This window comes from Planctellipticum variicoloris, assembly GCF_030622045.1.
In the GTDB taxonomy this organism is placed as follows: Bacteria; Planctomycetota; Planctomycetia; order Planctomycetales; family Planctomycetaceae; genus Planctellipticum; species Planctellipticum variicoloris.
This window is the reverse complement of the sequence record NZ_CP130886.1, coordinates 2,088,405-2,102,614: the sequence shown is the minus strand read 5'-3', so window position 1 is coordinate 2,102,614 and position 14,210 is coordinate 2,088,405. Positions and strand designations below refer to the sequence as shown.

The window sequence follows — 14,210 nt, the reverse complement described above, 5'->3', positions numbered from 1 at the left end:
GGGGCGCCGATGCGAGCTCGTCGCTGGCAGCCCGTCTGGATGATCGTCCTCGTCGCGGCGGGCTTCGTTCTGAGCGAGATGATTGATCGCACGTCCGTCTGGACTGCGGATCGGAAGCTGTTTGCCAGACTGGGCGTGCGCCCCGAACCGCTGCCGAAGTTCGCCGCTGAAGCCGCGGCGGAGGGCTTTGCCGCCGGATTGCGGTTCAGCCCGCTTGAGGATTCCGGCGTTGCGTTCGTCTACGACAACGGCCCGGATGATCAGTTCCACCTTGCAGAGACGCTCGGTGGAGGGGTCGGCGCGATCGACTTTGACAAGGACGATCAACCCGATCTGATTTTCCTCGACGGCGGCGATCCGGTCCGCTGGCCGTCCAATCGGACTTCTCGCATCCATCTGTTTCGCAACTGGAACTCGGAGCGGTTCGAACCCGTGACTCCGGCCAGCGGCCTCACGTGGACCGGATACGGGCATGGCTGCGCCGTGGCGGATGTGAACAACGACGGATTCGACGACGTACTGCTGACCGGTTATCAGCAGAGCGGATTGTTTCTGAATCATGGTGACGGAACATTCGCGGAGTCCGAGATCTTGCGACTACTGACCGGCGAACGCTGGTGCGCCACGGCCTGCTGGTCAGATCTTGACGTGGACGGCGATCTGGATCTGTATATCACCTGCTACGCCGACAGTTCGAGAGACTTGCCGACGCCGTTCTGCGAGTCGAAGGGCGTGAGGATTCACTGCAATCCTCATTCGTACCGGCCGGTTGAGGACGTGATGCTCGAAAACAGCGGCGATGGCAGTTTTGCAGACCGATCGGAGTCTTCCGGGATTGGAAATTACCGGGAGTACGGGCTGGGAGTGGTCGCCGCGGACCTGGACCGCGATGGGACGCCCGAGATCTTTGTCGCCAACGATGGCGACCGCAATCTGCTGTTCCGACGGACCGCCGACTGGGTTTACGAGGAGATCGCCCTTGCCAGCGGGGTGGCGTTCAACGGGCAGGGAGAAACGATGGGGTCGATGGGGGTCGCGTGTGCGGACTTCGATCGCAACGGGCGCCTGGACCTGTTCACGACGAACTTCTCCAACGAATCGAACGCCCTCTTCCGCCAGGAAGAAGAGCTGATGTTCGTCGACAGCACTCAGGGGACGCTCGTGGATCGCACCAGTCGTCCGTCCGTGGGCTGGTCGGCGATCGCCTTTGATGCCGACTGTGACAGATTGACGGACCTGTTCGTCGCCAACGGCCACGTGACTCAGATGCCGGGCGAGGACTGGGCTCAGTTGCCGACGTTATTGCGCGGAGGCGAGAAAGACTTCCAGGAATCGCGTGGCGCCGGCCTCTGGTTTGAGCAGCACTGGAATGCGCGCGGAGCTTGCCGCGTCGACCTGAATCGAGACGGTCTGGACGATCTGGTGGTCAGCCTGATCGACTCGCCAGCCGCACTGCTGTTGAACGCGTCGGCCGAACCGGGTCACAGGATTCAACTGGAGCTTGTGGGGACGTCCTCGCCACGGTCGGCCGAAGGGGCGATTGTCGAAGTCGAAAGCGCATCCGGGACGCTCGTGCGCTTGTTGTGTCGCAACGCCGGCTACCTGTCGTCGCATGGTGGAGTCACGACGCTGGGCCTGGGAGCCGATTCCGTGGCGGGCGCGATCCGCATTGACTGGCCGAGCGGCGAGCGGCAAGAAATCCGGAACATCGCGGCGGGTCGGAAGATCACGGTCATCGAAGGCCACGACAGGATCATCGAAACCAGGTTCTCAGGTTCCGCCGAGTGAATGATGCAGCGTTTCCGGGGATGGATAATGTCATTGCAAAAAGGGCGACCAGGGGGATCTCACGGCCGGGCGACCGACGAGACCTGAATCTGGAGCTCAGTCCGTGCAGCGAATCACAGAGGCCTCTTGAGCGGCGGAGAGAATGTTGAGATGGAATCACGTCGCGTGTCGAGACAGAGCCTGCGGCAAAGCGGGGCTCCTGCTCCTCATCGGGTGCCTGGCCGTTCTGCCGCAGGAATTGGCGGGACAGGACGGGGGAATTCGATTTTCGGACGTCTCCCAGGAGACGGGACTTCGCTTCACGCACTATGCACCGCTGACTCCCGAGCGGCATCTACACCTGTTCATGGGCTCTGGGCTGGGCTGGCTCGACTACGACGGCGACGACTGGCCCGACGTGTACTTGTGCCAGGGCGCCGCATGGCCTCCCCGGAAGGAGAGCAATCTCGCTCGCAGCGACCAGTTGTTTCGAAACCGGCACGGGACGTTCGAGAATGTCACGGAAGTCTGCGGACTTCGGAATTTCGAGTACTCCATGGGGGCGGCCGTCGGCGACTTTGACAGCGACGGGTTTCCGGATCTGTACGTCACGAGCTTCGGTCCGAACAGCCTCTACCGGAATAACGGGGATGGCACCTGGACGGAAGTCGTCGGTCAGCCGGCGTTGAATGACGGGCGGTTTGGGGCCAGTTGTACGTGGGCGGATATTGAGGGGGACGGCGATCTGGATCTCTACGTGACCAACTACCTGCAGTTGGACCGCGCCGACTATCCGCTGTGCAGCCACGTCGAACTCGGACGACGCTATCCCGGCGGGTGTCACCCGCGCTACCAGAAGCATGAATACGATCTGCTGCTTCGCAACAACGGCGACGGCACGTTCGACGACGTCAGCGCGGCCTCGGGGCTGTTGGCGGAATCCCCGCGCGCCGGCCTGGGAGTTGTCGTCTGCGATTTCGACGAAGACGGCGATCAGGATTTCTACGTCGCCAACGACACCGTGAACAATCAGCTCTGGATCAACGCGGGGGATGGAACATTCACCGACGATGCCCTGTTGATGGGGGTGGCCGTGAACGGACTTGGCGTGGCTGAGGCTGGGATGGGAGTGGCAGCCGGAGACGTCGACGGCGACGGAATGACCGATCTGTTCGTGACCAACTACTTCAATGAGACCAACACCCTCTACAGAAACGATCGGGTCGCCTTTACGGACGTGACCGCCGAGTTTGGACTGGCCGCCCCCAGTCGGCAGCGGCTGGGCTTCGGAACATCGCTGGTGGACGCCAACAACGACGGCTGGCTCGACCTGTTCGTCGCGAACGGGCACGTGCAGTCGTATCCCCCCGAGCTCGACCGGCGCGAGCCGTTTGCACAACTGCCGCAGGTCTTTTGGAATCAGCGGGGAGCCCGGTTCCAGGAAGTTTCCGCCGAGGCCGGTCCCTATTTTCAACGGGCGATCGTGGGGCGTTCATCGGGACTGGCCGACTTCAATCGCGACGGCAGACTGGATATTGCCGTGCTGCATCTCAACGGTCCCGCGGCTTTGCTGCAGAATCTTGACGAGGCTGCCGGCCGGTCTTTGACTCTGAGGCTCGTGGGGACGGCCAGCAATCGCGATGCGATCGGCGCGCGAGTCGAAGTGCGCATCGGCGACCGCACGATCGTGCGGTCGTGCCAGGGAAGTCAGGGGTATCTTGCGACTGATGACCGACGAATTCCTGTCGGTCTCAGCGATGCCATGCAGGCGGATGTCGTGTCGATCCGGTGGCCGTCGGGAGCCCGAGAATCCTGGAAATCGCTGCGTGCCGGCCAGACGCACAACCTGATCGAGGGACGCGGCCTTGCAAACTGACGGAACTGCGAGGCGTGGCCGGGACGTCGCTGGCGGCCGACGACCGACGTTTGCGATGGCCCTCGCGGCGATCGGCGCGCTGCTGGTCGCCGGTTGCGGAACGGCTGCACCCGACTATCTGTCCGAGGCATCCTCTGCACTGGAGCGCGGAGATCGCGCGGCCGCCACGACCGCACTGCGGGCCCATCTGCGGACCGCCCCCGAATCGTCGGACGCACGGCTCAGACTGGCATCGTTGCTGCGGGAGTCCAAGCCGGACGAGGCCCTGGAGATTCTCGCTCGGATACCGAAGTCCGACCCGCAACGGATTGCGGCCATGCAGCAGGTTGCGATCATCCAGATCGTCGCCGGGCGGACCGCCGCTGCCGAGCAGGCCCTGAGGGAGGTGGTTGCCGCGCAGCCGGAGAACCTGGGGGCGCAGCTATCGCTGGCGGAACTGTATTTTCGCGACAGGATCCCGGAGTCTGCGCTTCCCCATGCGCTGGCGGCTGCGCGGCTGGCCCCCAATCGCGCCCAGACGTTTCTGCTGATTGCAGAAATTCACGACGAACTGCACGACTATGCCGCGATGATTGAGCCTCTGCAGGCGGCGATCGCCATCGATCCCGGCTCTTACGATGCAAGGTTGAATCTGGCGTACGCGTCCAACAGGATCGGCGACCTGGAGACTGCCGAGGTTCAGGCGAAATGGTGCCTCAATGCGAACCCTCGCGAGGTCTCTGCGCTCCGGATCCTGGCCACGATTGCGCGCGATCAGGGTCGATTCGCAGACGCCAGAAGTTTCATTGCGAAGGCCCAGCAGATTCAGCCGGAGGATGTCGATTGCCGCATTCTGGAAGCCGACATGCTCTTATACGAGCGCCAGCCGCAAGCCGCTTACGAGCGGCTCAAAGAGATCTTCAACGCACATCGGAGCACGGTGCGCTATCTGGGCGCCCTGGCGCGTGCCGCCGCGCTGGCAGGCGACCGGGAGGAGTCCCGGAAGCACTATCGGACTGTCGAAAGGCTGGTGCAGGAGTCGCGCAAGAAGGTCGAACCGAGGCAACCTCAAGCGCCCGGCGGAGACTCGGCTCCCCGCTGACCTGCCGGAGAAGCGACCGGACGGGCTTGCGGGAGTAGCGAGTTTCGTCGTCGGAATCCGAGAACGATTTTCCGGATTCACGCAGCGCCGGGAGCTGCCGGGAACTCCCTCGGAGATCGGCAGCAGCATTCCGGATCACGGCAGAGCGGGAGAGGGCTCTGAGGGAACCGGTGCCGGGTCTTCGTCGTTCCGAACGCGAATCCAGTGGTCGTGAAAGGCAGCCACGCCCTCGAATGCGACTTTCGGCATGTGGCAATTGATGCAGTCGGAACGGCTCTGGGGGCAGTCGGGGGCGGACTGCGAACGGTGACAGTTCAGGCAGATGGATTCGTAGTAAGCGGCGTCGCTGGAAACCTTTGCATGCGGATCGTGGCAGGTCGTGCATCGAAGCGCTCCCTCGGATTCCAGGAAGCAACGGCTTTGCATCAGCCCTGCCGGTTGAAATCGAGGCAGGATTCGAGAGCTCCGGACCAGTTCCGAGGGTTTCAACGACTCGGGAAGTCGATGGCACTCGCCGCACGCGCGAAGTTCGTCCAGGGCGGTTGGCCAGCGATGGGCCGAACTGATATCGGGGCCTTCCAGGCCGGCGCGCTTCGCTGCGATGTGATCCCTTCCGGGACCATGGCACCTTTCGCAGCCAACGTGCGGAATCAGGCCGGTCAACTGGTGATCTTCGATCGCGAATCGGGTCGTGTGACAGCCGAGACAATCCGTCAGCTTCTTCCCATCGAGAACGCGGCCGAAGTGCTCGACCTCTTCGACGGGCTCCGAGCGATCCGGATGACCGACGGTCAGTCCCAACCCGTGGAGCTGGTTGTAGTGGGTGGCCCGATGTTCGAGGCCGACGGTGCCCCCCTCCCGATGAGGCAGCAGCGTCAGGAACGAAACCGCGTGCGTTCCGGACCCGAGGGCATACGTCAGCGGGAACTGCTCCTCGCCGAAGACGGCCGGAAGGGAAACCGCAAGTCCCTCGCGATCAAAGTGATACCGCAGGTTCCGGCGACGTCGAGGATCTGCGAACTCGACGCCCGCCAGTTGCCGGGCAAGGTCGAGTTCAGCGGTCAGATGAAAGGTGTGAGCGTGCCCGCTGGTTTCGTAGGCCGCGGCAACTTCACGGTGGCACTGCAGGCAAGCGGCTGATCCGACAAACTCGTCGGATGAGTAGCTCGAAAGCTCGGGCGCGCTCGCAGAGAGAACGCCGCTCCGATTCTGGCGACTCAGCGAATAGCCCCACCAGACGCCGAACAGAAGCATGGCCATCAGGCCAGCAACGATGATTGTCATCCGAGTCATCGTTCGCGACCTGCAAAGGCAAAAGGCACGCTCTGCGCGAGCAGAGCGTGCCTGGAATACGGCTGAACTTCATCAGACGTCAACCGTCAATTAGAACTCGCCCTGGACCTCGCCGCCGGCTCGCGAGTGCGCGGCGTTCCAGATGTTCGAGTCGACGTTGTTCGAGGCGAACTTGACGGAGCCGTCGGCCATCAGGATATGAACGCCGCCGGTGTGAGTGCTGGACGCCGGACGGAAGCCATCGTGCACGCCTTCGTCGTTCTCGCCATTCCAGCTTACCTGATCGGCCCGGTTGTCGTTCGGACCGCCATCGCCGGTCTGTCCGGCAGTCGCACCGAGTTGCAGGAGTCCGCCGGGATTCCCGCCGCTGGCTTCAAACCCGCCGGACATCGAACCGAGCGTGCCGCCGCGGCCGAGAGTTCCCGTGACGCCGCAGCTTCCTTCGACCATCCAACGGCTGCACCGTCCCTGCTGGAGGCCGTAAGAGCCGCCGCCCCTGACTGCGGTGACTCGACCACGGTAAACTTCCGCGATGGCGATCGTGTTGCTCGTCCCGTCCTTGATATCGGTCATCGAAACGCGGGTGGCGCCCACGTTGTCCATCTGGAAAAACGCCTTCAAACGCGGACTTGTGATCGAGCCGGAAGTCGTAGCAAACCCCAACTTCGCCTGGGCGCTTGCCGAAACGACACCGGCATAGTTCGCTCCGGTCGAGGACCCGTTGCTGGGCGGAGTTTCGTCGGACGGACAAATGTAGACCGGGATCACGTTGTTGTTGAACGTCCCCCACGAATTCGTCGATCCCGGACAAGTCGCCTGCGAATGGTGATTGATGAAGTCAATCTTGTTATACGCTGCTGCCTGGTCGACGAACGGCAGGATCATGACGCGCCAGCTATATCCCCCCTGGTTGGTCCAGCCGTCCGGACCGCCCGCGCAATCCTGACCGTTGTTCCACGTCTTGTAAGGGGGAAAGACGTTGTGCGTGTCGTGGTAATTGTGGAGCGCCAGCCCGACCTGCTTCAGGTTGTTTTTGCACTGCGAACGCCGAGCGGCTTCGCGCGCCTGCTGCACGGCGGGGAGCAGCAGCGCAATCAGGATTGCGATGATCGCGATGACCACCAGCAGCTCGATCAGCGTAAAGCCATACAAATGGCTGCGCCTGGACCTCTGCGTTTGAAAACTCATGGCGAACTCCGTCAGAAAAGAGATAAAAAAGAAGTGCAGGTTAAGTCCCAACCGACCGCGGGCCACAGAGAAAGAATGCCGAACGGCTGACAATGGCCTGAGGAATTCTGGCCGAACTTGACCCATCTGGCCTCGTTTATATCGGCAGGCCTCGCCATTTTCCAGACAAATCGTTCCACAAAAGTCGAATCTTGACGTTTGGCAGAAGCTGAAATCCGCCCACCTCCAATGAGTGGCATTGGAGTCATGCCATGCAGAAGTCGTTGCAGTAGGAGACGGAGCACGCACACATCGATGTATCGCGACATTCCTGCAATGCAATTCCTCCGTCACTTCGATCTGCGGAATCAGGATTCGGAAGCTGGGCACGATGATCGGGAAAAAGTGGCAAGTCGCTGTTACCATGAAAGGCACATTGATGCGTGTCGCCGTTGATTCTCCTGATGGGGCTTGCCGCGCGAGATGATTCCAGCCCACCTGCAAGGCTGACGTCACGGAACCGCGGCCCATGATGTGGCTGCAATCGCCCCGGGCCGCGGGTCCTGCGACTGGCGCCGGAGCGGACTTGGCAGCAGGGAACGCTGCGCGCGCGTCTACTTCTTGCCCTTGCCGCCGAACTGCTTGGCGTATTCGGGGTCGTTCCCCAGATCTTGGGGAGCAGGGGCGATCTTTTCCGGCGGGACATTGGCGTTCGGATTGGATTTCCCGCAGCCGATGATGCTCAGTACAAATACCGAGAACACAAGAATACAGGTCGATTTCATCAAACTCACGGTCGGTCCCTTCAGAGTACGCACGTCGACGAAGCAAAAGTTCCGAATATCCGTGGCTCGGCTGTTGATGCCAGCCGGAATGAATTCCATCGTGTCGGCGTCGGTCGCTCCAAGAGGCGCCGCGACGTCCATCGCCAAGGCCAGAAGTCACATTCAGGGAGGGAGATCCGAGCTTGCCCGGCACGGTTCCGTAGAACAGAGTCTGTCTCTGATTGCCTGCCAGCGAAGGCTGTCCAATTGATCGACATTCACCATTCCGTCGATGTTAGGTTTTATCCAACTCCCGTCCCCTCGGCAACCCCCTGTATCGCCAGTTTCACGCGGTTCGTCGCATGGATGACGCGTTTTGAAGGGCCGGCGCGTCAGCCGTGAAGAGATGACGCTCTCCACGACCCAGAAACACGACTGCCTCAAAACACCAGCGACGCCGCCAGTATCTGGGCCATCGCACTTAATCGATGGTCCGGGAATTTCTCGAGAAAGTCTCGCAGAACCGTCTGTGCGGTGCGCGGCTCGCCTGCTTCCAGCAGCAGTTGAGCCTTCGCATACAGTGCCTCCGGTCGATCCTCGGGCAGCTCTGCCAGCGCCGCCGTGATATCGCGCTCGACATACAACCGAATCGCCTGCCTGAATCGATCGTCGGGCGGGACATCCGGGGCAGCGGGCCAGCTCAAGATTTCCTGAACCTCCGGGCGAATCGAGTCTCGAGGGCCAGCCAGCAGGCTTGACCGGAGACGCAGCTCACTGCTCCTGCCGACACGGAGTCGTTCCTGATAGCCGAGTGCAAGTTGATTCGCGTAGAACTCTTCGCGAACCGCGTCTTGAGAGCTGTCGGAAAGCGAATGCAGGACCTTCAAAGACCCGATATGCATCTGCATTGCACGAAAGACTCGCGCCAGGCGAAGGCCCTGGAACGTCGTTGAGCCTTCTCTAAACCACGCGAGAAACTCGACCGTACTGGAACTCTCCTCGCTCGAAGGCTGATAGGTCCAGACGCCGCGATCGACCATCTGACGCACGGACAGCGTTTCAACGATCTGGCGAGTGCATCCCGGGTCGCCCGCCTTTCCGTAAACCAGGCTGACGGCATTCAGCGACAGAGGTTTCCAGATCGTCGGTTCGAGCGACTCGACGAGCCGCAAATCTTCCGATGGAACCACCAGCGCCGTTGTGCCTCGGTCACGCAGGACCGTCCACCATCCACCCCAGCTTCCGTCCGCCCGGCGGTGCGGAATCTGCCAGCGGTCCGACAGGTCTCTGGTTAAAAGAACATGCTCTCTCAGGCGTCGATTCAACAACGCAGTGGTCGGAGTGTCGTAGGGACGCATCGCCCGCGCCTCATGCCAGCTCAGCAGCCCGGCCTCTCGCAGGCCAACGCAGTGCGCATTTCCCTCGAAGGAGACCTCGGCGAGCGAAGCCGCGAAGGCGTCAGGACCGATTCGGGGATCGATTCCCCAACCGAGGCCGCTGCCGCAGTCGTCCCACGGGCGGACTGCCGCGAAGCTGGCGCAGAGCACCACACCGACGGTCGCCAGGATCGGCCAGACGGGTTGGCCGGGCCGGATTGGTTCCGCCGTTTCGTCCCTTCCCGGAGCCTGGGGGGCGCCAGTGCGGGAGCGAGACTGAATTCGACACGCCGCCGCCGGCGGCACTGCCGGGACAATGGAACTCGAGGTCGCAACCAGCGCAATCCAGATCGCCGCCATTGGCAGATTGTCCGGTGACGCGGCGGCCAGAGCATGGGCCACGAACAGGACAAACAGGATGCGGGCCGAGAAATTCCTCCGCAAGGCGAGGACATACGCTGCGCTCAGTCCGACAAATGCGATGGCATCCGACCGGGCAGGGCGATCCCACCAGGGATGCCAGCCCGCCATCGTCAGAATCTCGGTCCTTTCGATCGTTTGCGGAACCGTGATGCATAGCGAATCGAGCGGAGTTCGCCACCCTGCGGGTGTCAGGCAGCAGGCGCCGAGCATCAGGAACGTGAACCCCAGCCCGACGACCGGCTTCTGTGGTTGACGATAGAGGTTGATCAGGACGACCGGTATTCCGACGATGCAGCGCGGGCCGAAGTTCGACCAGAGGCACAGCAGCAGCAACGCGACAACAATTGGAGCGCTGCTGTTCCGGTTCGCGATCTGCTCTGCGGCCAGATAGACCAGCACAAGACCGAGAGTGTCGAAGAATACGGAGCCAGGTTCCCATGCCTGACGGGCGGCGATCAGTGTCGTCACCAGCAGGACGCCATTCCATAACCACGATCCGGTCAAACTGGGCCGGGAAACGCGGCGCAGGAACAGGCCGGTGATCGCCAGCACGCAGGCCAATTTGAGCCACATCAGGCCGGACAGTCCGAACCACGAAAAGACCAGATAGGGAATCACGCCGCTGAGCCAGTCCGCTTCAGCACCGACGGTTCCGGCGATCAAGTCTGCCGTGGGATTCCAACTGCCGCTGACGAACGCTCGTCCCTTGCTGAGCTCCCACCAGAGGCCGTCTGACGATAAAGGATGGGCGGCCGTGAGGATCGCGCACAGCCAGATTGCCGCGGTGATCAACCGGCGATGCGGCGGCCTCTCGTTGGGAATCATTGCAGCGCGAGTCATTCGAACATCCCACGGGACCGAGCGACCAATCGCTCGAGAGGCCGGGTAAGTGCAGCAGGCCAGTCCGATTGCCGGGCAAGAAGCTGGAAGTCGCAGCCGCCCATCGAAACCAGGGTTCGGCGATTCCGGGAACTCTGCAGGTTTTGGCGGTGATTGGCAAGCCGGTTAGCGGCCGATGCGAGGCCAGAGACATCAGAGGAGAGTGAAGCGGTTCAGAAACGGATCGCGCCGGCGATGCTTGTCCCGGCGCCCCTGTCGCAGCGTCGACCGTCGTCACTCCTTCGCCTTGAGGTGCAGGTCCAGAAACCGGTACGCCTGCTGGCGAGTGGCCGTCGGGAAATCGTGGCTTGAGTCGGGGTATTCGGCCCGCAAGTGGTCGGGTTGCCCCAGCAGGCGATAGACCGGACGGGCGGCGGCCATCACATCGCGAACACCTTCGACATCAAAGTCGTCGTCACCCGTCGCAGCGCACGCCAGAAAGGGCCGGGGGGCCAGTCCGCCGACAATTTCGTGGAAGTCGAAGGGGAGTCGGCGCACATCGGCGCCGAACAGGCTGGAGATCCGAGGCATGTAGCGGGGACCGGTCCAACTCGGCAGGTCGTCCTTCTGCAAGTTGGTGAAACCGCAACTGGAGACGACCGCCTTTAAACGAGGCTCGAAGACCGCCGTGAAGAGGGCGTTGTGTCCACCGAGGGAGTGACCGATGACGCCGATCCGGTCGCGGTCGACTTCCGGCAGCGTCGCCAGCAGATCGACGGCGCGGATGTTGTCCCACACGGCCTTCAGGCTGCCGCTGGGGAATTCGGGATGTTGTGCGAAGTCGTACGCGTGCTCGCCCATCGAGGGATAGTCGGGAGCCAGGACGACGTAGCCCCGTTCGGCCAGCTCGCGCCCGTAGTGCATGTTGGGCGAACCGGCCAGTCCGACGGGCTCGTCTTTCCCTGCGCCAATCGTCTGATGCAGGCAGAGCACCGCCGGACTCGGCTTTCCCGCGGCGATATCCGGCACGAGGAGCCAGGCGGTCACGCGATCGAACGGATCGCTCTGGAAACTCAGTTTCCGGCGGATGATCTTGCCGTCTCGCGATTCTACGAGGACACGGACATCGAGCGGCACGCGGAACGACGCGCCGGGCAGGCGGCCCATCACGGTCTGCAGGTTGTCCTGAATCTGCTGCCGCCTGATCTGCCAGTCCTCGGGGGTTTGAATCTTGCTCCGCTGGCCGTACTGATCGATGACAATACTGAGATCCTGGTGGTCTGCGTAATGCGCGGGGGGCGGATCCGGCTCAAATCGACCGACGGGATAGCCCGCGGCGTAAGAAATCACGAACTGTCCGCCCGGCGCACGGTACTGCACGAGCTCGTCGCGCCGGTCGAAGTCGCTCCGTCCGGCGCGGACCAGCCGGCGCGGACCATCCGCCGAGAGAAATTCTCCCGCAACCTGGAAGACGATTTCAGTCAGATTGCCAAGGGCGTGGCCGGTACCCGTGAAGACTTTGCCGTCGACATTGGCCGGTGTAACGAAGTGGGGTTCGACGACAAGGCCGGCGGCCTGCAGGTTGGCGACGAGCTCGCGGGCGTCGGGAAACGGGCACTTGGCGTCGTCGACGCCGTGCACGATGACAGTGCGGGACGACGTGCCGAGGCGGTGCATCGTCTGGAGATGCTCGGGGTGACCAAGGAACCGCAGATCCTGATCGTCCGGGCTGAGATAGCTGGAACTGGCGGGATCGCGACTCCAGCGGGCGTTGAGGTCGCTCCCTCCCGGAAGATGAAACGCGATATCGGCGCTAAGCTGTTTCATGCCGCAGAGGTCGACGACACACGCAAACGTGCGCGGCGCCAGCTTGTTCGCCATGAGCGTCACGTTGCCGCCTCCGGAACCTCCGGTGGCGAAAACGCGTCCTTCGGCGAAGGCGCGTTGCTGGCTGTGGAGGCCGTTGATCGTCCACCAGAGGGCACGGAGGGCGTCGAGCGACTGGAGATAGCCGAAGTCGTAAGGCTCGGGGCCGTCGATCGAGTCGGCTCGTCCGCTCTGGAGATAGTTGACGCACAGCGCGACGACGTTGAGCTGGTCGGCCAGCGATTGTGGATCGGCGGTGCCGACGCAGAATTCGCCACCCCAGTTGTGCAGAGTCAGCATGACGCCGGTTTGCGGTGTGACGCGAGCGAGCTGGCCGCCCGGGTAATGCACGCGAACGGCCACCTGCCGCGGCCCCGGGCACTGCGGCCATTCCTGTGCCGGGAGTGAGACGGTGGCATTGGCCTCTGGCAGCGTCGGCCAGGCAGCCGGACGCGTCTGGTCCTGCTCGTCGATCCAGGACGCCAGGATCTCCTGCGGGCTGCGGACATCGCCGGCAGTGCGTTCCAGGAAGCGGACGTCTTTGCCGGCTACGATTTCGTGAGCGATGCGGGCATTGCTCAGTTCGTCGGGGGCAATTTCCGCCGTCAGCGAGGGGAGGACGGGGACGACGTCCCAGGCGCGGCCGCCGAACGGAAAGCTCCAGTTCAGAATCCATTCGTAATCGCGAATGAAGTTCCCGACATCGCCACCTGCAGTTGCAGCAGGAACCGCCGGCACGACGAGATCGGGCTTCAACGCGCGAATCCCTTTGGCCCAGGTGCTGAGATCGTGAACCGATTGCGCCTCGGTCGGCCAGACAGTCACCCGGATCTCGGCCTGTGGAAAGCGTTGACGGAGCGCCGCCGCGAACCATTCGTCATACGGCGGCATGGCGACCAGATGGACACTCTCACCGACCTGTAATCGGGACAGCGTATGATGGAGGGCGTCGGGCGGAGGGGGGGCGTGATCCAGCACGATGCGACGGCCGGTGATGACTTCGGCCATCTGCTCGGCGAAGCGTCGATGACCGTGCATGTTGGGATGAATCTCGTCGCTCATCAGGAGCATCCACGCCAGTTCGTCCCGTTCGCGAAGCGTTCGATACTCCTCGAAACAGTCCACAAGTGGCAGGTCCGCCGCCTGCGTCACCTGCCTGATCCGTGCGGAGTACTCCGCCAGCTTCGCCGTCGGACGCGCGGCGTTCTCGTAGACGGAGTTCGGCGTACAGAGCACCACGGCGGCTCCCGCGGCGTGGCACTTCTGCGTGATCGTCTGCAAATTGGCGACGAAGGTTTCCAGCGGAACCCGGGTCACGTCGTTCATGCCGAACATGACGACGACCAGATGGGGCTGCCGGTCGAGCACGTCGCGCTGGATCCGGGCAAGCCCGTCGACCGTGGTCTGGCCGCTGATGCCGGCGTTGATCATTTCCAGCCGGGCATTCGGCTCAATCCGCTCCAGGGCGAGCCCCAGCATGTCGCACCAGGCGCGCAGACCGCCGGTGTGGTAGTAGGCCCCGGTGATGCTGTCGCCGAAGCAAACAACTCGAGTCGTCTCGCCCGACTGCAGGCGTTCTCGCACCTGTTCCAGTCCGACTGGCGGGTTCGCAGCCCGAGCGTCACTTTCAGAGGCCGTCAGCGCGGCCAGAATCAGGAGCCCGCCCCAAAATATCCGCATGGATCCCCGCCGATGTCGAGCAAATGACACGTTCGTTTCCGGGCGATCATAGATCCTTACCCGGACCCTGATTGCTCTCGAAGGTAACCGCCGTCATC

At 62.8% G+C, this 14,210-nt stretch carries 8 protein-coding genes; 3 read left to right on the top strand and 5 right to left on the bottom strand.

The window, feature by feature from the left end:
• Nucleotides 1-9 precede the first annotated feature (9 nt).
• The 3 genes from SH412_RS08260 to SH412_RS08250 all read left to right on the top strand — a co-directional run bounded on the left by SH412_RS08260 (nt 10) and on the right by SH412_RS08250 (nt 4,724).
• Nucleotides 10-1,788 carry a CRTAC1 family protein gene (locus SH412_RS08260; protein ID WP_336523031.1) on the top strand — a complete coding sequence of 593 codons (1,779 nt, stop codon included), beginning with the start codon at nt 10-12 and terminating at the stop codon, nt 1,786-1,788.
• A gap of 142 nt (nt 1,789-1,930) precedes the next feature.
• Entirely contained in the window at nt 1,931-3,643 is a 1,713-nt protein-coding gene (locus SH412_RS08255; RefSeq protein WP_336523030.1) for a CRTAC1 family protein, read from the top strand.
• The gene (locus tag SH412_RS08250; RefSeq protein ID WP_336523029.1) at nt 3,633-4,724 is read left to right on the top strand and encodes a tetratricopeptide repeat protein; all 1,092 of its coding nucleotides are present in this window, start codon (nt 3,633-3,635) and stop codon (nt 4,722-4,724) included. The genes SH412_RS08255 and SH412_RS08250 overlap by 11 nt, the downstream gene beginning before the upstream one ends.
• Nucleotides 4,725-4,859: 135 nt before the next feature.
• Here the strand turns inward: SH412_RS08250 and SH412_RS28570 are convergent, their stop codons facing one another.
• The 5 genes from SH412_RS28570 to SH412_RS08225 all read right to left on the bottom strand — a co-directional run bounded on the left by SH412_RS28570 (nt 4,860) and on the right by SH412_RS08225 (nt 14,112).
• The gene (locus SH412_RS28570; RefSeq protein ID WP_419555792.1) at nt 4,860-5,978 is read right to left on the bottom strand and encodes a multiheme c-type cytochrome; all 1,119 of its coding nucleotides are present in this window, start codon (nt 5,976-5,978) and stop codon (nt 4,860-4,862) included.
• Between the two features lie 129 nt (nt 5,979-6,107).
• Complete coding sequence (locus SH412_RS08240) at nt 6,108-7,205, bottom strand: DUF1559 domain-containing protein (RefSeq protein WP_336523027.1); 1,098 nt, start codon at nt 7,203-7,205, stop codon at nt 6,108-6,110.
• A 593-nt stretch (nt 7,206-7,798) separates the two neighbouring features.
• The gene (locus SH412_RS08235; protein ID WP_336523026.1) at nt 7,799-8,116 is read right to left on the bottom strand and encodes a hypothetical protein; all 318 of its coding nucleotides are present in this window, start codon (nt 8,114-8,116) and stop codon (nt 7,799-7,801) included.
• A 272-nt stretch (nt 8,117-8,388) separates the two neighbouring features.
• Nucleotides 8,389-10,587, bottom strand: coding sequence for a tetratricopeptide repeat protein (locus tag SH412_RS08230; protein ID WP_336523025.1), 2,199 nt, complete (start codon nt 10,585-10,587; stop codon nt 8,389-8,391).
• 273 nt (nt 10,588-10,860) lie between these two features.
• The gene (locus SH412_RS08225) at nt 10,861-14,112 is read right to left on the bottom strand and encodes a DUF2920 family protein (RefSeq protein ID WP_336523024.1); all 3,252 of its coding nucleotides are present in this window, start codon (nt 14,110-14,112) and stop codon (nt 10,861-10,863) included.
• Nucleotides 14,113-14,210: the final 98 nt, after the last annotated feature.

Coding starts and splice junctions, on each gene's coding strand:
- SH412_RS08260 (WP_336523031.1), top strand. CDS start 10: ATGCGAGCTCGTCGCTGGCAGCCCGTCTGGATGATCGTCCTCGTCGCG.
- SH412_RS08240 (WP_336523027.1), bottom strand. CDS start 7,205: ATGAGTTTTCAAACGCAGAGGTCCAGGCGCAGCCATTTGTATGGCTTT.
- SH412_RS08255 (WP_336523030.1), top strand. CDS start 1,931: ATGTTGAGATGGAATCACGTCGCGTGTCGAGACAGAGCCTGCGGCAAA.
- SH412_RS28570 (WP_419555792.1), bottom strand. CDS start 5,978: ATGCTTCTGTTCGGCGTCTGGTGGGGCTATTCGCTGAGTCGCCAGAAT.
- SH412_RS08225 (WP_336523024.1), bottom strand. CDS start 14,112: ATGCGGATATTTTGGGGCGGGCTCCTGATTCTGGCCGCGCTGACGGCC.
- SH412_RS08230 (WP_336523025.1), bottom strand. CDS start 10,587: ATGACTCGCGCTGCAATGATTCCCAACGAGAGGCCGCCGCATCGCCGG.